This window comes from Streptomyces sp. CBMA156 (assembly GCF_014596515.1).
Classification (GTDB): domain Bacteria; phylum Actinomycetota; class Actinomycetes; order Streptomycetales; family Streptomycetaceae; genus Kitasatospora.
The window spans coordinates 1-19,845 of record NZ_MSJQ01000227.1 but is presented as its reverse complement, the minus strand read 5'-3'; the positions used below and the strand labels follow the sequence as shown (position 1 = coordinate 19,845).

The window sequence follows — 19,845 nt, the reverse complement described above, 5'->3', positions numbered from 1 at the left end:
GGCGAGGTGCTCGACGCCGGGGACGGCCGCCCCGGCGGGGCGCCCGGTGCCGGTGACGACCCGGACCTCGTGGCCCTGTCCGGCCAGCAGGCGGGCGGTGGCGGCCCCGGCGGGCCCGTGTCCGACGACCAGGTGGAAGCTCATCCGCCACAGCGTAGGGCCTGCGCCGATCGGGCGGGCGCGCGCGTGGGGCGGGCGGGCCCGGGCGGCGCATCCGGCCGCAGGGGCGGCTACCGACATCAGGACACGGGCGCGACCGACGTCAGGACGCGGTCGTGCGCGCCGCCTCCAGCTCGGCCACCAGCCGCTTCACCCGCTTGTTGGCCCGGCCGGAGCTGTGACCGGCCAGCATGTGCAACTGGTCCGTTCCGCCGGAGGCCAGCACCAGTTCCGGGACGTCGGAGGAGTAGACCGTGCCCCGCAGGACGGCCACCCGCACCTCCCGGATGTCCGCCCACGCGTAGGAGCGCGCCCCGAGCAGCCCGGAGTACTTCACCCCGGCCGGCCCGTAGGAGACGCCGAACACCGGCGCACGGAACGTCAGCACCGCACCGGGGACGCCGAGGATCAGGACCGGGACCAGGTGTCTCGCCCCGCGCACGTCCCCCGTCGTCGCCATGCGCGCCGCCACGCCCGTCGCGATCACCACGGCGATCAGCAGGCAGGCGCCGCCCAGCAGGAAGTAGGTGAGCGACGAGGCCGTGGGCCTCCTCCGCTTCCGCATGTCCGTGCCCTCCTCCTGGGGCGCGCGGTGCCGTCCGGGGCCCGGGGCGCCGCCACCGCTGGTGGACCAGTATACGAACGGCGGCCGGGGCACCGGGGCCGGGGCACCGGGGCGACCGCCGGCCCCCTCGCCGTCCTGCCCCGGCCGTCGGGCGCCGCTCCGCCGGTTCCGGCGCGGCGCTGGTCGGGGCCGCCCGCCGCCGCTCCACCGAGAGCCCTGACACCGCCAGAGCTGCCACTCCGGGAGCCGGCACCCCGGGGACGCGCCGCGCCGAGGGGCCGGTGGCTCAGCTGCCGTCCCCGCTGTCCCCGCCGTCTCCGCCGTTGCTGCCGCTGTTCGTCCGGCGGGGCCGGCGCTGGTAGCTGCGCACGGCCTCGCCTGCGCCGAGGGTGAGGGCCGCGACCGCGCGGGTCCAGCGGGGCCCGCCCCGGTCGGCCCACACCACGCAGCAGCACCCCGCGACGACCAGGACCAGCACTCCGATCAGAACCGCACCGACCATCACGGCCACCTGCCCCTTCGTCCGACGTTCTCCCTGGGTACGACGTGTGGATCGTCCCACCCGGTTCGGCCGCGGGCCCGCAGGCTGTGCCAGGATGCCGTAGCCGAACGGCCCTGATCATCGCATCGGCCACACAGGCCGCACCCGTCGCCATCCACCCGAGGAGTCACCCCGTGGCCACTGCCCGGTTCGCCACCCTGCACACCACCGCGGGCCCGATCCGCCTGGAGCTGTTCCCGTTCCACGCGCCGAAGACGGTCCGCAACTTCGCCGAACTCGCCGAGGGCACCCGGGAGTACACCGACCCGCGCACCGGCGAGCCGGGCCGGGGCCCGTACTACGACGGCACGCTGTTCCACCGGGTGATCAAGGGTTTCATGATCCAGGGCGGCGACCCGACCGGCACCGGCACCGGCGGCCCGGGCTACGAGTTCGCGGACGAGTTCCACCCGGAGCTGTTCTTCACCAAGCCGTACCTGCTGGCGATGGCCAACGCCGGCCCGGGCACCAACGGCTCGCAGTTCTTCGTCACGGTGGGCACCCCCGCCCACCTCAACCGCCGCCACACCATCTTCGGCCAGGTCGCCGACGCCGCGTCCAGGGCCGTGGTCGACGCGATCGCCACCGCGCCCACCGAGGACGACCGCCCGGTCGGGGACGTGGTGATCACCTCGGTCGAGATCGAGCACTCCTGACCCGGGTGGCCCCCGCCCAGGGTGCCTTCCCGTCCCGTCCGGTGCGCGGCGTACGGGCCCGTTACGTCCACCAGACCAGCTGTCCGGGCGACCTGGCGATCGTCACCGTGGACTTCGAGCCCTGGGAGGAGGGCCTGCACGTCGAGTCCGCGCCGGGTGCCAGGGTCGAGGGCGATCCGGAGCCCGGTGACCCGGAGCGCTTCCACGCCGCGCTCGCCGAGGGCGTGCGCGCGGAGCTGGACGACCGGCTGCCCGGCGTGCCGGTGGCGTTGGCGCTGGTGGTGCACCGTACCGTCGTGCACCTGGTGGACTCGCGCGAGCACTCCTTCCGGATGGCCGGGCGCCTCGCGGTGCGCGAGGTGCTGGCCGTCCTGGAGGGCTGAACGCGGGGCCGCCGCCCGGTGAAGCACGGGCGGCGGCCCTGGAATTGACGCTACGTCAGGAGCAGCTGGTGAACGTCGCGCTGGTGTTGGCGATGTAGAGGGTGGCGCCGGCGGTGGGGTCGGAGCTGAGCGGCACGGTGATGGTGTCCTCGGCGCTCCACGGGATGCCGTGGGCGTCGAAGGTCCAGGTGCCGGTGACCTTGCGGGCGACCTTGGCGAGTGTCACCCAGCCGTACTCCTGGGGCGGGACGGTGACGGTCACGCTGTTGTTGACGCTCCGCGACCCGTGCCACTCGTTGGTGTAGTGCAGCGAGGAACTGATCGTCGCCGTCAGGACGTTGCCGGGGGCGCCGCCGGTGATGGACGTCGTCATGTCGCCGCCGATGCTGTTGGACCAGCCGCTGTCGTCGTTGACCGAGAAGGACTGCTGGACGGTGCCGCTGGTGTTGTTGAACCAGACGGCGGAGGCGCAGGCGCGCGGCAGCGGTGCGGCCGGGGCCTCGCTCACCGTGGTCCAGGAGCAGCTGGAGGGGTCCTTCTGGCACTGCTTGGCGCCGTGGTCGACGGCCAGGTTGCGGGCGGCGAGCGGGAACCCGGTGGACCACTGCTGGTTGGCGGTGCCGTTGCAGGTGTACTGGTCGGTCCAGGCGTCGTCGTAGTTGCCGCCGAGCAGCAGGTCCAGGCAGGTGTTGTCGCCCTGGTGGCGGATCATGAACGCGTCGCCGCCGCCGGACACGGGCTGGAAGTACCAGCGCTGGCTGGCCTGGCCGGCGCAGGTCTGCTGGCGCAGCGCCGGGGTGAGGAAGGCCAGGTCGATGCACTTGCCGGTGTCGTTGTTGACGATGGCGAAGGAGGAGTCGGCGGGGTTGACGCTCAGCCGCCAGGACTGGTGGTAGCCGGGGGCGGAGTTGGTGACGATGTAGGCGCCGTCGCCCATGGTGCCGTTCTGGACGTCGAGTTGGCGTCCGTTGCTGAGCGACTTGATGGTCAGGCACTGCTGCGGCGTGGTGCAGGCGGCGACCGGGGCGGGCGCGGCGGCGGTACCGCTCGCGGAGGCCGGGGCGGCCAGGCCCAGGGCGGCGCAACAGCTCACCAGGAAGGCCGCGAGCAGGCGCAGCCAGGAGGCCGTACGGCCGGGGGTCGGGGTGGCGGGCAAGGGGGTGTCCTTTCATCGGGGGTCGGGGGTCGGGGGAGAGGGGCGGGGCGTGCGGCTCGGGGCGTGCGGCTCAGGGCGCGGCGGCGAAGGCCGCCTCCAGGCGCGGGACGTAGTCCACGAGGTCCTGGGCCCAGCAGCCCGGGGTGTGGCCGCCGTGGCAGTCGGCGCCCCAGCCGGTGCCGTCGCCGTAGTCGACGTAGTGGTGCGGCAGGCCGAGCGCGTCCAGGCGCTGCTTGACGCGCTTGGCGGTGCCCTCGGCCCAGAACTCCATGTCGGAGGGGCTGTTGTTGCCGTTGCCGGTGTAGACGGCGATGCCGGTGCCGGCCAGGCGGGCGAGGCGGGAGGCGGGGTCGGCGGCGTTCCAGCGCCAGTCGGCGTTGAACACCGGGTACGGGCTGCCGAAGATCGCGTCGCTGGAGACGGTGGGCCCGAAGTCCAGGGCGCAGGGGTGGCCGTCGCTGGGCCCGCACAGCACGGTGCCGGCGTTGGTCAGGGTGGCGACCACGGCACCGCGGATGATCATCTCGTCGGTGGACAGGTCGTTGGCGCCGGACATGGTGAGGACCTGGCCGAACAGGTCGGGGCGGTCCTGGGCGTAGTGCAGGGCGCCGAAGCCGCCCATGGACAGCCCGCCGACGGCCCGGTGGGCGCGGTCGGTGCGGGTGCGCAGGTTGGCGTCGACGAACGGGAGGACCTGGGTGAGGTGGAAGGTCTCCCAGTTCTGCGCGCCGGCGGCGGTGTTCTGGTCGAGCCAGTCGGCGTACCAGCCGCGCAGGCCGCCGTCCGGGATGACGGTGATCATCGACTGGGCGGCGGTCAGCGCGGGGTAGGCCAGCGCCGGGCTGCTGGGGTTGTCCGAGGCGCCGTGCAGGAAGTACAGCACCGGGTAGCGCTTGTCCGGCCGGGCCGCGTAGTCGGCGGGCAGCAGGATGCGGATGGTGTGCGGCCCGGCGACCTGCGCCGTGGTGACGGTGATGACGAAGTTGGTGGCGCTGCCGGTGGCGGCGCCGGCCTGGGTCAGTCCGAAGCCGTCGGTCAGCGGCGGCGGCCCGTCGGCCCCGGCCCGTACGGCGGCGGGGGCCGCGGCGGTCGTGGCGGCCGTGGCGGGCGCCGCGGGTGCGGCGAGCGGGAGCAGGCAGGCGGCCAGGGCGGCGAGAGCCGCGCGGGCGCGCCGGAGCCGGACAGGGGTCATGGGCGTCCTCGGCCTCCTCGGCCTCCGGTGACCCGAGGCCTTCGATGATCTGACTGATCACCGACAACTCTTGCGAGTGGCCCCGCCGGACACCAGAGCACCGTGGCGGCGCACCTGCGCCACTGGCGCATGTGCGCCGCCGGCGTGGGTAGCCTCCACCGGCCCCGCCCGGGGCGCTCGACGACAGGGGGGCTTCGTGCACGACGTGCTGGAACCGGAGTCCGAACGCGGACGCGTCTACCACTGCCTGGTCGGCCGGCCCCGGGCCCGCGTCCCCGAACTGGCCAGGGAGGCCGGCCTGGACGAGGAGGCCGTCCTCGCCGTGCTGCGCGACCTCGCCGACGAGGGCGTCGCGGTCGCCTTCGACACCACCGACAGCGCCGACGACCGCGACCACGCCTGGGAGGCGCTGCCGCCCGCCCGGGTGGTCGAGACGGTGCTGCAACGCGACGCGCTGCGCCAGGCCACCGTGCGCCGGGCCGGCGCCGAACTGGAGCGCCTCTACCGCTACGCCCGCCGCGACACCGGCAGTTACGGCGCGCTGGAGGTGGTCGAGGACCCGGCCGAGGTGCTGGCCGCCAGCCGGAGCCTCCAGCTGGCCGCCCGTCACCAGGTGCGGGTCATCGACGTGCCGCCGTACTCCGGCAGCCCGGCCCACTACCTCGACCAGGAGGTGCTGCAGCGGCGCCGGATGGCCGCGGGGGTCGGCTACCGGGCGATCTACCAGGGCTGCGCGTTCCAGGACCCGGTGGCCGGGCCGAACATGGCGCGGATGGTGGAGGCGGGGGAGCAGGCCCGCACCCTGGACGAGCCGCCGCTCAAGCTGGCGATCGGGGACGACGACCTGGCGATCGTCACGCTGCCCGCCGACGACGGGCCCGGCGTGGTCTCGCTGCTGGTCCGGCCCTCCGGGCTGCTGAACGCCCTGACGGCGGTGTTCGAGACGCTGTGGCGGCTGGCGGTGCCCGCCTCGGTGGCGGGGGTCGGCCCGCACATCGACGAACGCGACCGCCGCATCCTGACGCTGATGGCCGGTGGGGCCACGGACGACGCCATCGCCCGCCGGCTGGGGCTGGGGCGGCGCACGGTGGTGCGCCGGGTGTCCGTCCTGCTGGCGCACCTGGGCGCCACCACCCGCTTCCAGGCCGGCGTCCAGGCGGCGCGGCGGGGCTGGCTCTGACCGGGCGCCGGGCCGGGGTCCGGTCGTGAGCGTCGGGGCTCCGCCGAACCGGAGCCCCGATGCTCACCTGACGACGCCTCGGCTCACGTCAGCACTTGTACCCGCTGCCGCCGTCCGGGAGCAGGCTGTCCTTCACCCAGCCCTCGATCGAGGTGCCGGCCTTGCGCAGGTGGGTCCAGGTCCCCTCGCTCTGGGTGGTGGTGTAGCAGTGGTAGTAGACCTGGTCGCCCGGGTTGAGCGAGGCCACGACGCCGCAGGTCGTGCCGGCCGCCGCGTGCGGGCCCGAGCGGATGTTCACGCCGCTGCGGGTGATGGTCTTCGGGTTGCTGCCGTCGGGGTCCTTGTTCGACCACGCGTGCGTGCAGCTGAGCAGGCCGGGCCCGCCGGAGGTCTCGGCCGTGGCCGCGGTCGGGGTCAGCGCCAGCACCGTGCCGGCCACCATGGCGGCGGCCAGCACGGCCGCGCTCTTCCTCGTCGACATGTGGGTTCTCTCCCTCGTGCTCGGAACGGTGGCCGTCGCGGTGCGCGGGACGGCCACGGTTCGCGGTGGGGGCGGCCGAGGGCTTGTCGGTCCGACGTGGACCCTCGGCGCCCGGACTCCGTGTGCGTCCAGGCTGCCTGGGTGCGCGCCCGCCCCTCAACGCGATTCGGTCTGGCCCGAACAACGGCGAACCGGGCGATCGCGCACAGTCCGCCCGTGCCGGTCAGCGCCGTCCGGAGGGCGCGTTGAGCACCGCGAGACCCGTGGGGGTGGCGACGTGGGCGGTCGTCCGGCGGTCCCGGTGGGTGTCGATCAGGCCCGCGTTGCGCAGGGTCGTGGCGTGTTCGCTGGCGCTGGCCGTGGCGATGCCGACGAGCGCGGCGAGCTGCCCGGTCGAGCAGCCCGGGTGACGGGCGATGGTGCTGAGCACCGCGGCCCGGGTGTGGCCGAGCACGGACCCGACGGGGTCGGCCGACGGCAGTGCCCGGCCGGTGCCGGACGGAAGGGCCGCGAACAGCGGCGTGGCCGCGCCCTCCTGGAGCCGGGCCACCGGATAGCTGAGCACGGGTTGCGGCACCGCGTCGAGGTCGACGATCGGGGCCTCCAGGGTGAACGCCGACGGCTGGAGCAGCATCCCCCGTCCGTCCAGGTGCGCGTCGGCGTCCAGGCCGGAGATCATCGCGATCTCCAGTACGGGCGCCCGCCAGCGGACCCGTCGCGGGTTGATGTGCGCGAGCACGGCCTCGAGGCCGCCGGTGAGCAGTTGGCGGGAGCGCACCGCGGCGTCGGCCGCCGCCATGGCCTGGACCTCCGGCCAGTGGGGGAGGAGGGCGTGGCCGGCCAGGTGCTCCAGGCTGTCGCACAACTGCCGCAGCAGCAGCGGGTCGTCGGGCAGCTTGTGGGCCCAGGCGGGCAGCGGCTGGTGCCGGGCGGTGTTTTCCAGGCTGGCCCATAGGCGGTCGCGGGGCGTGGAACGGATCCGGTCGATCAGCTCGGCGGGGGTCGGGGCGTTCGCGCCGCTCAGGAAGTCGGTGATCCGTCCGCGCGGGGGCATGAGGGCGAAGACCATCCGCGAGGCGGGGTGCAGGGCGGACAGGGTACGGCGGCGCCAGGCCCCGAGCCGTACCGGATGCGTGCGTTCCTGGAGCTGCCGGGCCGCGGTGCTCAGCTCGATGCAGGGCGCGGGTCTGTCGGAGACGCGGGTCCGGGCGAGGTCCTCCACGGTGAAGTGAATGCGTAACGGCACGTCATCGCCCTCTCCCGAAGCCTGACGGTCCATCCTCGCCGAGAGCGGGCACGTGGGCCAGGGGCAGGCTGCCGCACCGGCCGCCCTCGCCGGCCGGGCGCGCGGCACGAACGTCCCTGCGGCGGCCCGGCGGATCCAGCCGCAGCGCACGGGGCATCGAAGCGACCGGGCCGAAGCCGCGTAGCCCGAAACGGCGAGACCGGGGGCGGGGCGAGCGCGAGAAGTCGGACGGGCCGACTTCTCGCGCTGGGGAGGGGTTACCGCCGGTCCTCGTCGGTGTGGTGCTTCTCAACGGGCCTGCCCGGCGTCAGGTCACGGCCACGGGACACGTCCGTCCGGCCCGCAGTACGGGCGGACCACGGCGTCACTTCGGCGGGACCGGGCAGGCGATCCAGTCGACGCCGATGCCGTTGTCGCCGGCGAAGGCCGGGGGCAGCTTGGCCTGGTCGCTGAGGCGGACGCCAGCGGTGAACCCGGTGCGCTTGGCGGCGTAGATTCCGGGGACGCACAGCTCGGCGGTCTTGATGCCGCCCGCGACGGTGGCGACGAACGCGGGGCTCTCCGGCAGGTCCGACCGCTGCGTCGTGGCGTCGGTGAACAGGATCCTGTCGTCGTTGCCCTGGCGCCAGGTGTCGGGGGCGGTGCGGCCGCAGGCGAGGGTCGTGGTGGTCTCGGGGCAGGCGATCCAGTTGATCCGGAGCCCTCTGCTCTTCGCCGTCCCCGGCGAGAGGTTGCCCTGGTTGCTGAGCCGGACGGCGGCGGTGAAGCCCTTGACGCCGGGGTCGACGACCGCGACCGTGCTGAGGTCGGCCGTCAGTTGGTCGCCCACGACGGAGGCGACGATCACGGGTGTGGTGGTGAAGCCCGCGTGGCTGGTGTCCACGTCGACCAGGACGATCCGGGTCTCGGCCGTCTCCTGCCGCCAGGCGTCGGCGCCGGTCTGGCCGCAGGCGACGCCTTCGGCGCCCTGGGGGCAGGCGATCCAGTCCAGCCGGAACCCGTCCCGCTCCGCTTCCGCGACGTCCAGGTCGGACTGGTCGACCCAGCGCAGCCCGACCTGGAAGCCGTCCTTGGACGCCTGGTGGATGCCGGCGGCACCGAGGTTCGCCACGTACTTCTGGCCCGCGACGGAGACGACGTAGACGGGGGTCTGCGCGAAGCCCGCCTGGCTGGTGTCCACCGTGACGACGAGGGTGTTCGGGTCGCCGCCCTGGGCCCAGCCGGTCCCGCCCTCGCGGGCGACGACCTGGCCGCCGGCCGGGATGGGCGGCACCCGGGTGTCCACCGTGGCGGAGGACTGGGTGGAGGTGTTCGCGCGGGTCGGCGAGGAGACCTGGGCGGTGGCCGTGAGGGTGCCGCCCGCGGCGGCGCGCGAGACGGTGCCGCTGACGGTGATCTGCGCGCTGCCGCCCTTGGGGAGGTTCATTGGCTGCCGCAGCCCGTGTTCGGTGGAACCGGAGCCGCAGAGGCCGGGCGGTTCGCACGTCACCGTGACGTCGGAGAGGCCGCCGGGGAGCGTCCCGGTGACCTCCGCGTCGGGGACGTCGTTCGGGCCGTTGTTCTTCACCGTGATCGTGTAGCTGATCCTCTCGCCGACCTCGGCCTTGGCCGGGCCCCGCATGCTGAGCGGCAGGTCGGCGGGCAGCGTGACGTGGAGGTTCCTGATCGAGTGGGCCGCCCTGGCCCCGCCCGTGCTGGCCGAGAGGCCGAGCTTGAAGGTGGCGGGCATGGCGGCCTGACCCGGGGCCGTGGTGAGGTCGTAGCTGTCGATGAGGGGTTGGGCGTTGGGGTCGGAGCCGAAGGTGTGACGTACCGTCAACTTGCCTTGGATGATGGTTATCTGGACGTGGGCGCGCCGCTGCCAGTTCGCCCGGAAGCCGCCGGGCACCTTCACGCCGGTGAGCCAGCGGAACCCGTCCCTGAGGTTGCCGGAGCCGCGCACGCCGAGCATGTCGGGCGTCCGCCCCGGTCCGTCCGGGCCTGCCAGCTTGGAGGCGTAGTTCCCGTAGTTGTCGAAGCCGACGCCGACGTATCCCGCGGTGACCCCCGGTGTCGCCGTGCCGGAATTCTCGCCCATGCGGGAGTACCCGAGCGCCGCGCCGTAGGCGCCGGTGTCCGTGGTCTTCGTTCCGTCGATCAGGTACAGGCAGAATCCGTCGCCGAAGTAGCTGGCGGCAGTGCCCTCGCAGGCGTAGTCGAACTCGATGCTGACGCCGAGCTTGGAGGAGAACGGCTGGTCGAGGTAGGCGGTACCGGCCTTGTCCGTCTCGTCGGGCGTCAGTTGCAGACAGCCGTCCGATCCCGAGGTCGGCTTCGCGGTGCCGCGGAGCTTCCAGTGCGGGTTGACCGGTTGTCCGGTGGTGAACGACTCGTCGATCGGGAACGTGGCCTCGGAGGCGGTCGGGTCGGTGCGTACGGGTGCGGCCATGGCAACTCCCAGGGGGGATCTCGGTGATGAGGATGCCGGTGATCGGGGTGGACCCCCTGCGTCGGGCGGTGCCCGGCGGTGGCTGTCCAGGGGGCCGGAGGTCGTCCGAGGGATCAGGATCCCGGGGGCACCGTGCTCCACCCCTGGGCGCGGCTCCCGTCCTCGTACCAGACGCGCACTTCGCCGCTGAGGCCCCCGGTCAGGGCGAGGTCGTGGTTGGCCGAGGGAAGGATCTCGACCTTGCCGCCCTCCACGCTCCGCACCGTCCACTGCTGGTTCACGTCGTTCTTGTCGCAGGCCTTGAGCGTGACGGAGCCGTTGAGGTCGCCGCCCGGTGCGGTCAGGCAGGTGCCCGTCGCCTTGTTCTTGATGAGCTGCTTGCCGGTTGTGTCGCTCAGGTTCCACTGCTGGCGGTCGTCGTTGCTCCGGGGCGTGGCAGTGATGGCCTTGCCGTTGCTGTCGACGTCCAGGTTCCTGGCCGATTCGCGGGCCAGCGGCCAGACCCGGAGCTGGTACCAGGTCTCGGTCTGCTGGGACGGCAGGGTGGTCTGCGGGGTGGCTGCCATGGCCAGGCCGGGGGTGCCGGCCAGCAGCACGGCGGTGACGGCCGCGGTCGCGATGCGCTTGGCAGGAGACATGGGTGTCCCTCTCACGTGGGGTGTCCTTGTGGGTGTCCGAGAGGTGTGCGGGCTTCTCGGCGGATGGCGTCGGACGTCCTGTGGGTCGAGGAGCCGCGCCGGGGGGTCGTCCGGGGGGAGCGGATCGCTCACCGCCCCGGCCTGCGGGCCTGCGGGGCCCGGTGGGTACGGGGATGCTTCGTACTCACCCGACCAGGCTAGCCAGATGTCCGGCTGCCCGCAGCTCCGCGGGAAGGCGCAGGTCACGGGCGTGCCGTGGGCGTCGGGGAGCGGGGAGCGGGGGACGGGGGTCGTCCGGGGGATCGATTACTTCACGGACCGGATGGACCACTGCTGGATTTCCGCCGCCGTATAGGGCCGGAGAACGACCTGGTTGCTGCCGGCCTGCGCGCCCCCGGTGAGGGCGAGGGAACCGTGGGCCGGGGGTGAGATCTCGACCTGGCTGGACGTCACGTAACGCACGTCCCAGCGCTGGCTGGGGTTGTTCTTGTCGCAGGTCTGCACGGTGACGGGGTCCAGGGTGTCGTCCGGCGCGGTCAGGCACGTGCCCGTCGCCCTGTTCTTGATGACCGGCAGCCCGCCCTCGGTGCTCAGGCTCCACTGCTGGCGTTCGCTCGTGGGGTCGGGCGTGGACACGACGACTCTGCCGCTGCTGTCGACGTCCAGGTTCCTGGCCGGGAGGTTGGGCGGTGGCCAGACGCTGAACCGGCGCCATTCCTCGGTCTGGAGGGACGGCAGGGTGGTCTGCGGGGTGGCTGCCATGGCCAGGCCGGGGGTGCCGGCCAGCAGCACGGCGGTGATGGCCGCGGTCGCGATGCGCCTGGCGGGAGACATGGGTGTCACTCTCATGCGCTGTCCCTTGTGGGGTGTCCGAGAGGTGTGCGGGCTCTTCCGCGGATGACGCCGGAAGCCCTGCGGGCTGCCCGAGCGGGCGGATCGCTGACCGCCCGGGCCGGCGGGCCTGCGGGGCCCGGAATTGCTTCGCATCCGCCCGACCAGGCTAGCCAGATGCCCGGCCGCCCGCAGCTCCGCGGGGACGCGCAGGTCATCGGCGTGTGTGCGGGCGGGCGTGGTGTCGCTGCGGTCCGACCGTCCGGCTCTGCCGGACGCCCTGGCCGTCGTGTTCGGGGCGCTGTGGCGCGTGGCGGTGCCGGCCTCGGTGGCCGGGGTCGACCTGCGCATCGACGAACGCGACCGCCGCATCCTGATGTTGATGGCCGGTGGGGCCATGGACGATGCCGTCGCCCGCCGGCTGGGGCGGCGCACGGTGGTGCGCCGGGTGTCCGTCCTGCTGGCGCACCTGGGCGCCACCACCTGCTTCCAGGCTGGGGTCCGGGCGGCGCGGCGGCCTCCGGCGTGGTTCGCGCGAGTGGGAACCGGCCGCCGAATCGTTCGCTCGTCCCGGGGGAGCGGTCGTCCTTCCCGGGCGCCCCGCTTGCGGGCGGGATACGTTGTCTGTGTGCGAATCGGTTCTGCGGAGCCGATGCCCGGGACTGTCCCGCGGGTGCCGCGGCGCCGCGCCGGGGCAGCACAGCCGCGCCCTCTCTTCAACCGGCGGCCTTGCGCGCCGCACGGTGCCGGCCTCCACGACCGGCGCCCGGACGGGAACGCTCGCGCCTCGCCACCGGCCTCACGCGCCCGCTCGTCACTGCCGCACACCCAGTCTTCGAAGGAGACCAGCCATGTCGCCAGAACCGAATGCCGGCACCCCGGTTCGCCGCACCGTCGCCTACTACACGAGCCACTCCGACCCGCTCCCGCTGAAAGGAATCGCCACCGACCTCGACGTGGGAACGTTCCGGATCAAGCAGGACGGCACCATCATCCTGAACGACATTCCGCCCGCCGACCCCAAGAACGATGAGATGTGGAAGAACGTCGCCGCCCTGCAGAAGTCGGGCATCCGCGCCGAGGCGATGCTCGGCGGCTACGGCGAGGGCACCTTCTCCAAGCTGCACAAGGACTTTGAGAACACCTACCCGACGCTGCGCGACCTGCTCCGAACCCACAAGTTCGACGGGATCGACATCGACATCGAAGAGGAGTTCCCGCTGGCGGACACCGAGAAACTGATCAAACAGCTCCGTACCGACTTCGGCAGCACCTTCATCATCACCATGTCGCCGGTCGCTTCCGACCTCTCGGGCACGTCCTCCTTCTCCGGCCACTTCAAGTACACCGAGCTGGAGAAGGAACTGGGCGGCCAGATCAACTGGTACAACGCACAGTTCTACTGCGGCTGGGGCACCCTGGACGACACTGGCGACTACGAAGCGGTGGTGAACAACGGCTTCGATCCGTCCCGGGTCGTGGCCGGCACCCTCACCAACCCCAAGAACTGCGAGAGCGGTTACGTCCAGCCCGACACCTTGCACGCAACGCTCGGCAAACTGGTCGGCAAGTACCCGGCATTCGCCGGAGTGGCGGGCTGGGAGTACTTCAACGCCGTAAGCGCCACCACGAACCCCGACGACCACGCTTCCTGGTACGCCGCCGCCCAAGAGGCCACCCGCGCTTGACGTCGCACCGCGAGTCCGGATGCCCGCAGGCGAAGACCGCCGGAGTCTTCTTGATGTCTGTCCGTCCGGTTGCCACCTGGTGGCAACCGGACGCACGTCACAACAGGGCCGACGCAGTCCGATGCGGCACCGGTTGATGCCGACAGCGCTTCATGACGTTGCCCTCGATTCCGGGGGGCGGAGAGTGCGTTCGCGGCGTTGGTCCGGGCAGGCGGCAAGGGGGCGGTGGGCGTCGGGGCCGGATCGCGGGCGGCCGCACGGGTGGAGTCCTTGAGCCTGCCTTTGGCGTCCTGGTGGACGGCGAGATCGCCACCGACCACCGGCAGGCCCTGGCATGTGCGGTCGAAGCGGACGTGCGAGGCGCCGGTGGTGTCGAGGACGACGTCCTTGACCACGAGGGCCTGATCGGCGCCGAAGCCGAACACCCCGGCGTTGTGGGTGACGTTTGCGCGGGCCTGGGCGGCCACGGTGTCCCGCTTGCCGGGGGCGGCGGAGGCCGCGGTGGTGGGGATCGTGGGGGCGAGAGCGACGACCGCCATGGCCAGGGGCTTTCCCCGTGGCGATCGAACACCGCCCTCCGCCGTGTACCGGAAGGGTGGCGTGCCGGTGCGGGAGGGCGTGAGAAGTCGGACGGGCCGACTTCTCACGCGGAGGGGGCGGAGCGGGGCGTGGACGGGCCGGGGCGGGCGTCAGCTCCGGACGCGGTGGATCACGTGGGCTCCCGGGTGGGGTTGGCCCAGCTGATGCGGAGTTCGCGGTCGCCGAGGGGGAGGGCGAGGACGGGGGCGCCGGCGAGGTCGCGCAGGATGTCGCGCCGGGCGCAGGGGCCGGTGAGGCGGCGCTCCAGGGCGTAGTGCTGGAAGCGGGACATCGGGAGGTGGCAGACCGAGGCCCAGATCCGTTCGAGGGCGTCGGCGTTGAGGGTGTGGACGGTGGGCGGGCGGAGGTCCGGGACCTCCACGAGGATGTCGTGGTCGGCCCTCACGCGGTCAGCTCCGACCAGACGATCTTGCCGGTGTGCTCGCGCGGGGAGCAACCGGTGTGGGCGGAGAGGGACTTGACGAGGTGGAGGCCGCGCCCGGCCTCGCTGTCGAGGGTGAGCGCGCGCAGGACGGGCTCGCGGTTGCGCCGGGCGTCGTGCACCTCGATGCGCAGGCGGGCGGGGTCGAGGTCGAGCGAGAGGTAGATGCGGTGGCCGGGCGGCGTGCCGTGCACCAGGGCGTTGGTGACGAGCTCCGAGACGATCAGGAGCCCGGAGTCGCGGTAGAACTCCCCGCCCGGGGCGGAGGCGAGGAGGGAGGAGAGGAGGGAGCGCCCCTCGGAGGGCGCGCGGCGGCTGCGCGGCAGCCACGTGGTGGAGCAGTTGGAGGACATGGTGAATCCACCTTCCGGGCACGGAGTTTGAAGCCATGCGGAAGCCGGGCGGAGGCATGGTGATGCCCGGCAGTAGGCCGGTCATGGTCACTCAGGAGACCTGAAGCGCTACTCCCTGTAGCATGCTCTGCAATGGCTCCATTGCGCAAGCGCACTCTCGCGCAATTGCGTGGCGACGCAAGATTCTTGTGATCTCCGAGGGAGGTGGCAGACTGTGACCCGACGTCAACCAAGAGGGAGCGACGAGCGTGGACAGTCCAACCGTGCTGCGCCGTAGGCTCGGCTCCGAGCTGCGACGATTGCGCGAACGGACCGGGCGTCAGGCCAAGTCCGTTGCGGACGAACTCGGCTTCAGCGCAACGAAGGTGTCGCGGATCGAGTCAGGCCAGACGACCCTCAAGGAATCCGACGTTCGTGCGATGCTCGAACTGTATGGCGTCGGCGACGAGGCCGAGTTGCGGCAGTTCATCTCCCTGACCCGCCGCAGCACACAGCGCGGCTGGTGGCACGACTACGCGGACACGCTGCCGGACTGGTTCCAGACCTATGTGGGCCTTGAGGCCGATGCCGCACGGATTCGCTCCTATGAGACGGAGTTGATTCCGGGGCTCTTTCAGACCCCTGACTACTCCCGCGCGATCTTCCGCGCCTCCCTGGTGGGGCAGGGTGGCGACATAGAAGGCACTGTCGATCGACGGTCGCAGCTCAGGATGCAGCGGCAGGAAGTCCTGCGTCGAACGGACCCGCCCGTCATCCACGCGGTTCTCAGCGAAGCGGCGCTGAGCCGGCCTATCGGTGGCCCAAGGGTGATGCGTGACCAGGTCCTGCATCTCCTGAAACTCGCTGAGCAGCCGAACCTCTCCATTCGGGTGCTGCCGTTCAGTGCCGGTGCACACGCTGCGATGAGTATGTCGTTCCACATTCTCTCGTTCTCGGACGTGCCCGGTCACCTCGTCTACGTCGAAGCGCTGACCAGCAGTCTCTATCTGGAGAGGGAAGCTGACATCGCGCGGCACGAATTCGTCTTCGACCGGCTGACCGAGGTGGCGATGAGCCCGCAGGAGTCCGCTACTTGGATGACTCGGCTACTGAAGGAGAACTATCGCAATGACAGCTGACCTGACATGGCGCAAGAGCAGCTACAGCGGCGGCGAAGGTGGCAACTGCATTGAGGTCGCCGGCGGGCTCTTGGACTCCATCCCCGTCCGTGACAGCAAGGACCCTCACGGCCCGGCCCTCGCTTTCACTCCCGAGGCCTGGCGAGCCTTCATTGCCGGCATCCAGGCCAACGGCCTCCCGATCAACCCCTGAATCGCTCCCCATCGGGCGGCCCCGCGCACCACGCGGGGCCGCCCGGCGTGTGAGGTGTGCCTGTTCAACCCGAGAGGGATATCTCCTGGTTGAGGAACGTCGCAGAGGAGTACGGCATATGAGAGATCGGCCCGACGAGACCGTCTGGCGCAAGAGCACATACAGCAACAGCGACGGCGACTGCGTCGACGTGGCCGACGGTGTCACTCGCATCGTTCCGGTTCGGGACAGCAAGGATCCTGAGGGTCCGGCCCTCGTCTTCACTCCCGAGGCGTGGCGGTCTTTCGTTGCCAGCGTCCGGGTGGGCGACTTCCCGGCCGCCAACTGACCCAGTACCGTGGGCTGCCCCGCGTCGGGCGGGGCAGCCCATCATGGGCTGAGGGCTTCGGGAGGTCATCCGCATGACAGCTGACCTGGCATGGCGCAAGAGCAGCTACAGCAACCCGAACGACAACTGTGTCGAAGTGGTCCAGAGCATCACTGACTTCGTTCCGGTCCGTGACAGCAAGGACCCTCACGGTCCGGGCCTCACCTTCGTTCCCGATGCGTGGCGATCGTTCGTTGCCGGCATCCGGGCGGGTGACTTTCCGATCAACCCCTGATGTGCTCCCCACCGGGCGGCCCCGCGCACCACACGGGGCCGCCCGGCTTGCCAGGTCAGGTCTCCGTCCGCTCGCCCATGTCGCGGATCAATCCGAGATTGCTCGCGATGAAAACGTCACCGACTTGTGGCCTCATCAGGGCGGCCAGTGGCGGGTGTCTCCTGGCTGAGGAACGTCGCAGAGGAGTCTGGTACATGAGAGATCGACCTTACAAGACCGTCTGGCGCAAGAGCACATGCAGCAACGGCCAAGGGGATTGCATAGAAGTAGCCGAGGGCGTCACAGGCATCGTTCCGGTCCGTGACAGCAAAGATTCTCACGGCCCGGCTCTCGTCTTCAGTGCCGAGGCGTGGTGCTCCTTCGTCGTCGGCATCCGGGCCGACGATTTTCCGGTCGGCCCCTGAAGCCTTCCGGGCGGCCCCGTGCGTGGTGCGGGGCCGCCCGGTGTCACTGGCCGTTGGCGTGCTGGTGCGCGAGAAGTCGGCCCGTCCGACTTCTCGCGCTGGATGGCGAGCGCAGCCATCGATGAGGTCGCGCGCCTGGTCGCCACAGCCCTTCCGGCTGGGGGCGTACGGCACGCGAGAGGTCGAGCCGCCTCACGGCTCGGCCCAACTACGCTGAACTGACGCTGACTTGACCTCTCCCTGCCTACCATCGAGCCGTGCTGACGCGATGGGGGAGCCAGGTGCGCCGGAATCCGGTGCTGGGGGCGGTCGGGGCTGCGGTCCTGTGGCAGGCGACGATCGTGGTGGTGGCGAAGGCGCTGCCGCCGTTGGAGCCCGGGTGGTTCCCGCAGCTGGGGCCGACCGTGGTCAACCTGGCGGGCGCGGCGGTGGTGTTGGCGGTGCTCCGGGCCTGGGGGCTGTTGGCCACCAGCGGGGTGACGAGCCGTGGGGTGATGGCGCGCTGGCTGGTGCTGCTGCCGGTGGTGGTGCTGGCCGGGCTGGCGGCGCTGCCCGGGATCGAGGGCGGCACGGCGACCCTGGTGGGCGGGGTGGTGCTGATGCTCGCCATCGGGGTCAGCGAGGAACTGGGCAGCCGGGCACTGGTGCTGGAGGTCGCTCGGCCACTCGGCCCGGTCCGTGCGGCGGTGCTGACCGCGGTGCTGTTCGGCGTCGGGCACCTCGGCAACTGGCTGTTCTTCAACGCTCCCCTGGACAACACGCTGTGGCAGGTGGTGGAGGCCGGTGCGTTCGGCTTCTGCCTGTGCGGCGCGCGCCTGTACATCGGGAGCATCTGGCCGCTGGTCCTGGTGCACGCGCTGTCCGACTACCTGGAGATCTACTCGCCCGGGAAGACGGCCGACTGGCTCCAGGCACTGGACGTGGCCGTCGACCTGGGGCTGGGACTGGTCCTGCTGCTCCGAGCCGCTGCGGCTCCCGCTCCCGTTCCTCCTCCTGCCTCTCCTCCGGCAGTCAGCCCTCCGGCCCCGTCCTGAAGCGCTCCGCCGCCCGGCGCCGCGAGCGATTCGTTCAAGACCCCGCCCCAACTGCCCGCCCACACTGGCCGCATGACACCGACCGACACCTTCACCCCCGCCGCCGGACGCTTCGCCCTGGGCCTCTACGACCCGATCGTCTCCCTCACCCGCGAACGCCTCTGGCGCAGCCTGGTGGCCATGCACGTCGCCCCCCGCCCCGACGACGTCATCGTCGACGTCGGCTGCGGCACCGGCTCCCTCGCCGTCCTCCTCGGCCGCACCGAACCCCGGGCCACCGTCATCGGCGTCGACCCCGACCCCGCCGTGCTGCGCCTGGCCCGCCGCAAGGCCGCCGCGGCCGGCGCCGCCCCCGACTTCCGCACCGGCATGGGCGACGCCGTCGCCGATCTCGTCGGTGACGAAACCGCCGACACCGTCGTCTCCAGCCTCGTCCTCCACCAGTGCCCCCTCCCCGCGAAGCAGGCGATCCTCGCCGCCATGCACCGCACCCTGCGCCCCGGCGGCAAGCTGGTGATCGCCGATTTCGGCAGGCAGCGCACGGCGGCCATGCGCCTGGCCTTCCGGATCGTCCAGTTCGCCGACGGCAAGGAGGACACCCAGCCCAACGCCGACGGCATCCTGCCCCGGCTGATCGCCGAGGCGGGCTTCGAGGGCGTGCGCGAGACGGAGACCGTCGCGACGGTGACCGGTTCGCTGTCCCTCTACACCGCGCGCCGCGCCGCCTGAGCGGCCGAGGCCAAAGCTGAGGCCGAGACCGAGGCGGAGGCCGAGGCCGCGTCCCCGGCGCCGCGCAGGGCGGGCAGTACCTGAGTGGGCGTCAGACCGGTCGACTCCCGCATCCAGCGGGTGAAGTGGGCCTGGTCGGCGAACCCGCCCGCGAACGCCGCCTCGGCCGGCGAGCACCCCGCACCGAGCGCCAGCGCCGCCCTGGACAGCCGCTGCCAGCTGCGCCAGCGCGCCAGCGGAACCCCCAACTGCCGCTGCGCCAGGGCCCGCAGGCGCTGCGGGGACAGTCCGACGCGCGCGGCGAGGCCCTCCAGCGGCACCTGGTCGTCGGCCAGTGCGGCCAGTGCGGCGCGCAGCCGCGGGTCCAGCCCGGTGGCGGGCAGCCCGCCGTGCGACCGTACGTCCCGCTCGGTCAGGCCGTGCCACCGCGGGGTGACGGTGACGCCCTCGCCGCACTGCTGCCGCAACCGGTCGGCGAGAGCGCAGTGCGGGTCGACGAAGAAGACCAGCACCTCCCGGGCCGGGGCCATCCGGTGGCGCACCATCGGCGGCACCACGATCGCGGGCCCGCGGTGGCGCCGGCCGTCCGCGTCGTCGATCGTCACCCCGCGGGCCACCCCGCGGGCCGCTTCACCTGCCGTTTCGCCGGCCGCTTCACCGGCCACCGCGACGGCGATCTGGAAGGTGGCGTGGCGGTGGAAGGTGCTGTCCGCCAGCGGTCCCCGGTACAGCGCGTACCCGGGGCCGACAGCGAACCGCGGCCGGGCCGGCCGGCAGGCGCCCGATTCTTGTCCGTCCACGTTCCAACCGTAGGCGCCGCCGAAAGGCCGCGTGCCCGATTCACCGCCCCGCCCCTCGGCTCGAAGGACCCCGTGTTCGAATCGATGTGTCGACACTGTGTCATCACCGCAGACCAGTGGCCCATTGCGGTTCGATCACGGCGTGTCCGATTCATCGAACATTGGGTGAGAGTGTGGTGATTGAATGTTTTGGCAGTGGTGTCGACGGGCTCTCATAATTCCTGCCGACACGCGTGACGGAATGCCCGGAGAACCCGCATGGGGGAGGGGTTCCCGCGAGGGGCCCGCGCGTGAGATTCCGCAATCTTCCTGGGGGATTCCCTTGCCCGAGTCCGACAACGAGAGCGCAGCCGCCGGACCTCCGGCGCCGGCCGCCGAACCGGCAGCCCCGCCCGCGCCGCCCGTCCTGCCCGCCCCCGTCGCGCCGGCCACGCCGCCAGCCGAACC

At 72.2% G+C, this 19,845-nt stretch carries 23 protein-coding genes and 1 pseudogene; 11 read left to right on the top strand and 13 right to left on the bottom strand.

Translation table 11 applies throughout. The features are described 5' to 3' along the window. Positions 1-262 precede the first annotated feature (262 nt). Together BU198_RS18860 and BU198_RS18855 are read right to left on the bottom strand one after the other, a co-directional pair. The gene (locus BU198_RS18860; protein WP_188298038.1) at positions 263-724 is read right to left on the bottom strand and encodes a hypothetical protein; all 462 of its coding nucleotides are present in this window, start codon (positions 722-724) and stop codon (positions 263-265) included. Between the two features lie 286 nt (positions 725-1,010). Beyond that, positions 1,011-1,226 (bottom strand): hypothetical protein, encoded by a 216-nt coding sequence (locus BU198_RS18855; protein ID WP_188298037.1) that lies wholly within the window; start codon positions 1,224-1,226, stop codon positions 1,011-1,013. A 173-nt stretch (positions 1,227-1,399) separates the two neighbouring features. Between BU198_RS18855 and BU198_RS18850 the strand changes: the two genes are divergently transcribed. After that, complete coding sequence (locus tag BU198_RS18850; RefSeq protein WP_188298036.1) at positions 1,400-1,921, top strand: peptidylprolyl isomerase; 522 nt, start codon at positions 1,400-1,402, stop codon at positions 1,919-1,921. Positions 1,922-1,926: 5 nt separating this feature from the next. Then, positions 1,927-2,304, top strand: coding sequence for a hypothetical protein (locus BU198_RS18845; RefSeq protein WP_188298035.1), 378 nt, complete (start codon positions 1,927-1,929; stop codon positions 2,302-2,304). Between the two features lie 55 nt (positions 2,305-2,359). Here the strand turns inward: BU198_RS18845 and BU198_RS18840 are convergent, their stop codons facing one another. After that, a complete protein-coding gene (locus BU198_RS18840) occupies positions 2,360-3,460 on the bottom strand; it encodes an RICIN domain-containing protein (RefSeq protein ID WP_188298034.1) in 1,101 nt (366 codons plus the stop codon). A gap of 70 nt (positions 3,461-3,530) precedes the next feature. Continuing rightward, complete coding sequence (locus tag BU198_RS18835; protein ID WP_188298033.1) at positions 3,531-4,652, bottom strand: alpha/beta hydrolase; 1,122 nt, start codon at positions 4,650-4,652, stop codon at positions 3,531-3,533. Between the two features lie 196 nt (positions 4,653-4,848). Here BU198_RS18835 and BU198_RS18830 point away from each other — a divergent pair, with 196 nt between their 5' ends. Next, on the top strand, positions 4,849-5,832 hold the full coding sequence (locus BU198_RS18830) for a transcriptional regulator (RefSeq protein ID WP_188298032.1): 984 nt from the start codon (positions 4,849-4,851) through the stop codon (positions 5,830-5,832). An 88-nt stretch (positions 5,833-5,920) separates the two neighbouring features. Here the strand turns inward: BU198_RS18830 and BU198_RS18825 are convergent, their stop codons facing one another. The 5 genes from BU198_RS18825 to BU198_RS18805 form a co-directional block, all read right to left on the bottom strand. Then, positions 5,921-6,313, bottom strand: coding sequence for a hypothetical protein (locus tag BU198_RS18825; RefSeq protein WP_188298031.1), 393 nt, complete (start codon positions 6,311-6,313; stop codon positions 5,921-5,923). A gap of 223 nt (positions 6,314-6,536) precedes the next feature. Continuing rightward, positions 6,537-7,559, bottom strand: coding sequence for an ArsR/SmtB family transcription factor (locus tag BU198_RS18820; protein WP_188298030.1), 1,023 nt, complete (start codon positions 7,557-7,559; stop codon positions 6,537-6,539). 364 nt (positions 7,560-7,923) lie between these two features. Continuing rightward, a complete protein-coding gene (locus BU198_RS18815) occupies positions 7,924-9,987 on the bottom strand; it encodes a lectin-like domain-containing protein (protein ID WP_188298029.1) in 2,064 nt (687 codons plus the stop codon). A gap of 113 nt (positions 9,988-10,100) precedes the next feature. After that, positions 10,101-10,625 carry an RICIN domain-containing protein gene (locus tag BU198_RS18810; protein ID WP_188298028.1) on the bottom strand — a complete coding sequence of 175 codons (525 nt, stop codon included), beginning with the start codon at positions 10,623-10,625 and terminating at the stop codon, positions 10,101-10,103. 306 nt (positions 10,626-10,931) lie between these two features. Then, on the bottom strand, positions 10,932-11,459 hold the full coding sequence (locus BU198_RS18805) for an RICIN domain-containing protein (protein ID WP_188298027.1): 528 nt from the start codon (positions 11,457-11,459) through the stop codon (positions 10,932-10,934). An 848-nt stretch (positions 11,460-12,307) separates the two neighbouring features. On the opposite strand from BU198_RS18805, the gene BU198_RS18800 reads away from it, so the two are divergent. After that, positions 12,308-13,144 (top strand): glycosyl hydrolase family 18 protein, encoded by an 837-nt coding sequence (locus tag BU198_RS18800; protein ID WP_188298026.1) that lies wholly within the window; start codon positions 12,308-12,310, stop codon positions 13,142-13,144. Positions 13,145-13,473: 329 nt separating this feature from the next. Here the strand turns inward: BU198_RS18800 and BU198_RS44260 are convergent. The 3 genes and pseudogenes from BU198_RS44260 to BU198_RS18790 form a co-directional block, all read right to left on the bottom strand. Further along, positions 13,474-13,683: pseudogene (locus BU198_RS44260) on the bottom strand (peptidase M4 family protein); the annotation flags it as partial. A gap of 170 nt (positions 13,684-13,853) precedes the next feature. Next, entirely contained in the window at positions 13,854-14,129 is a 276-nt protein-coding gene (locus BU198_RS18795) for a hypothetical protein (RefSeq protein ID WP_188298025.1), read from the bottom strand. Next, the gene (locus BU198_RS18790; protein ID WP_188298024.1) at positions 14,126-14,518 is read right to left on the bottom strand and encodes an ATP-binding protein; all 393 of its coding nucleotides are present in this window, start codon (positions 14,516-14,518) and stop codon (positions 14,126-14,128) included. The genes BU198_RS18795 and BU198_RS18790 overlap by 4 nt, the downstream gene beginning before the upstream one ends. 248 nt (positions 14,519-14,766) lie before the next feature. Here BU198_RS18790 and BU198_RS18785 point away from each other — a divergent pair, with 248 nt between their 5' ends. The 7 genes from BU198_RS18785 (at position 14,767) to BU198_RS18755 (ending at position 18,598) form a co-directional block, all read left to right on the top strand. Next, positions 14,767-15,636: a helix-turn-helix domain-containing protein gene (locus tag BU198_RS18785; protein ID WP_188298023.1), complete on the top strand. Its 870-nt coding sequence runs from the start codon at positions 14,767-14,769 to the stop codon at positions 15,634-15,636. Continuing rightward, positions 15,626-15,829: a DUF397 domain-containing protein gene (locus tag BU198_RS18780; RefSeq protein WP_188298022.1), complete on the top strand. Its 204-nt coding sequence runs from the start codon at positions 15,626-15,628 to the stop codon at positions 15,827-15,829. The genes BU198_RS18785 and BU198_RS18780 overlap by 11 nt, the downstream gene beginning before the upstream one ends. Before the next feature lie 118 nt (positions 15,830-15,947). After that, a complete protein-coding gene (locus BU198_RS18775; protein ID WP_188298021.1) occupies positions 15,948-16,157 on the top strand; it encodes a DUF397 domain-containing protein in 210 nt (69 codons plus the stop codon). 73 nt (positions 16,158-16,230) lie between these two features. Continuing rightward, positions 16,231-16,431 (top strand): DUF397 domain-containing protein, encoded by a 201-nt coding sequence (locus BU198_RS18770; protein WP_188298020.1) that lies wholly within the window; start codon positions 16,231-16,233, stop codon positions 16,429-16,431. Between the two features lie 194 nt (positions 16,432-16,625). Then, entirely contained in the window at positions 16,626-16,835 is a 210-nt protein-coding gene (locus BU198_RS18765; RefSeq protein WP_188298019.1) for a DUF397 domain-containing protein, read from the top strand. Between the two features lie 257 nt (positions 16,836-17,092). Continuing rightward, on the top strand, positions 17,093-17,869 hold the full coding sequence (locus BU198_RS18760) for a CPBP family intramembrane glutamic endopeptidase (protein WP_188298018.1): 777 nt from the start codon (positions 17,093-17,095) through the stop codon (positions 17,867-17,869). A 72-nt stretch (positions 17,870-17,941) separates the two neighbouring features. Continuing rightward, positions 17,942-18,598, top strand: a complete 657-nt coding sequence (locus BU198_RS18755) for a class I SAM-dependent methyltransferase (RefSeq protein WP_188298017.1) — start codon at positions 17,942-17,944, stop codon at positions 18,596-18,598. Here the strand turns inward: BU198_RS18755 and BU198_RS18750 are convergent. Further along, on the bottom strand, positions 18,574-19,398 hold the full coding sequence (locus BU198_RS18750) for a helix-turn-helix domain-containing protein (protein WP_188298016.1): 825 nt from the start codon (positions 19,396-19,398) through the stop codon (positions 18,574-18,576). The genes BU198_RS18755 and BU198_RS18750 overlap by 25 nt on opposite strands. Between the last annotated feature and the right edge of the window lie 447 nt (positions 19,399-19,845).

What these genes read in the sequence shown, in the direction of transcription:
- BU198_RS18860 (WP_188298038.1), bottom strand. Translation starts at nt 724, where the DNA reads ATGCGGAAGCGGAGGAGGCCCACGGCCTCGTCGCTCACCTACTTCCTG.
- BU198_RS18855 (WP_188298037.1), bottom strand. Translation starts at nt 1,226, where the DNA reads ATGGTCGGTGCGGTTCTGATCGGAGTGCTGGTCCTGGTCGTCGCGGGG.
- BU198_RS18835 (WP_188298033.1), bottom strand. Translation starts at nt 4,652, where the DNA reads ATGACCCCTGTCCGGCTCCGGCGCGCCCGCGCGGCTCTCGCCGCCCTG.
- BU198_RS18825 (WP_188298031.1), bottom strand. Translation starts at nt 6,313, where the DNA reads ATGTCGACGAGGAAGAGCGCGGCCGTGCTGGCCGCCGCCATGGTGGCC.
- BU198_RS18815 (WP_188298029.1), bottom strand. Translation starts at nt 9,987, where the DNA reads ATGGCCGCACCCGTACGCACCGACCCGACCGCCTCCGAGGCCACGTTC.
- BU198_RS18810 (WP_188298028.1), bottom strand. Translation starts at nt 10,625, where the DNA reads ATGTCTCCTGCCAAGCGCATCGCGACCGCGGCCGTCACCGCCGTGCTG.
- BU198_RS18805 (WP_188298027.1), bottom strand. Translation starts at nt 11,459, where the DNA reads ATGTCTCCCGCCAGGCGCATCGCGACCGCGGCCATCACCGCCGTGCTG.
- BU198_RS18800 (WP_188298026.1), top strand. Translation starts at nt 12,308, where the DNA reads ATGTCGCCAGAACCGAATGCCGGCACCCCGGTTCGCCGCACCGTCGCC.
- BU198_RS18790 (WP_188298024.1), bottom strand. Translation starts at nt 14,518, where the DNA reads ATGTCCTCCAACTGCTCCACCACGTGGCTGCCGCGCAGCCGCCGCGCG.
- BU198_RS18780 (WP_188298022.1), top strand. Translation starts at nt 15,626, where the DNA reads ATGACAGCTGACCTGACATGGCGCAAGAGCAGCTACAGCGGCGGCGAA.
- BU198_RS18775 (WP_188298021.1), top strand. Translation starts at nt 15,948, where the DNA reads ATGAGAGATCGGCCCGACGAGACCGTCTGGCGCAAGAGCACATACAGC.
- BU198_RS18770 (WP_188298020.1), top strand. Translation starts at nt 16,231, where the DNA reads ATGACAGCTGACCTGGCATGGCGCAAGAGCAGCTACAGCAACCCGAAC.
- BU198_RS18765 (WP_188298019.1), top strand. Translation starts at nt 16,626, where the DNA reads ATGAGAGATCGACCTTACAAGACCGTCTGGCGCAAGAGCACATGCAGC.
- BU198_RS18755 (WP_188298017.1), top strand. Translation starts at nt 17,942, where the DNA reads ATGACACCGACCGACACCTTCACCCCCGCCGCCGGACGCTTCGCCCTG.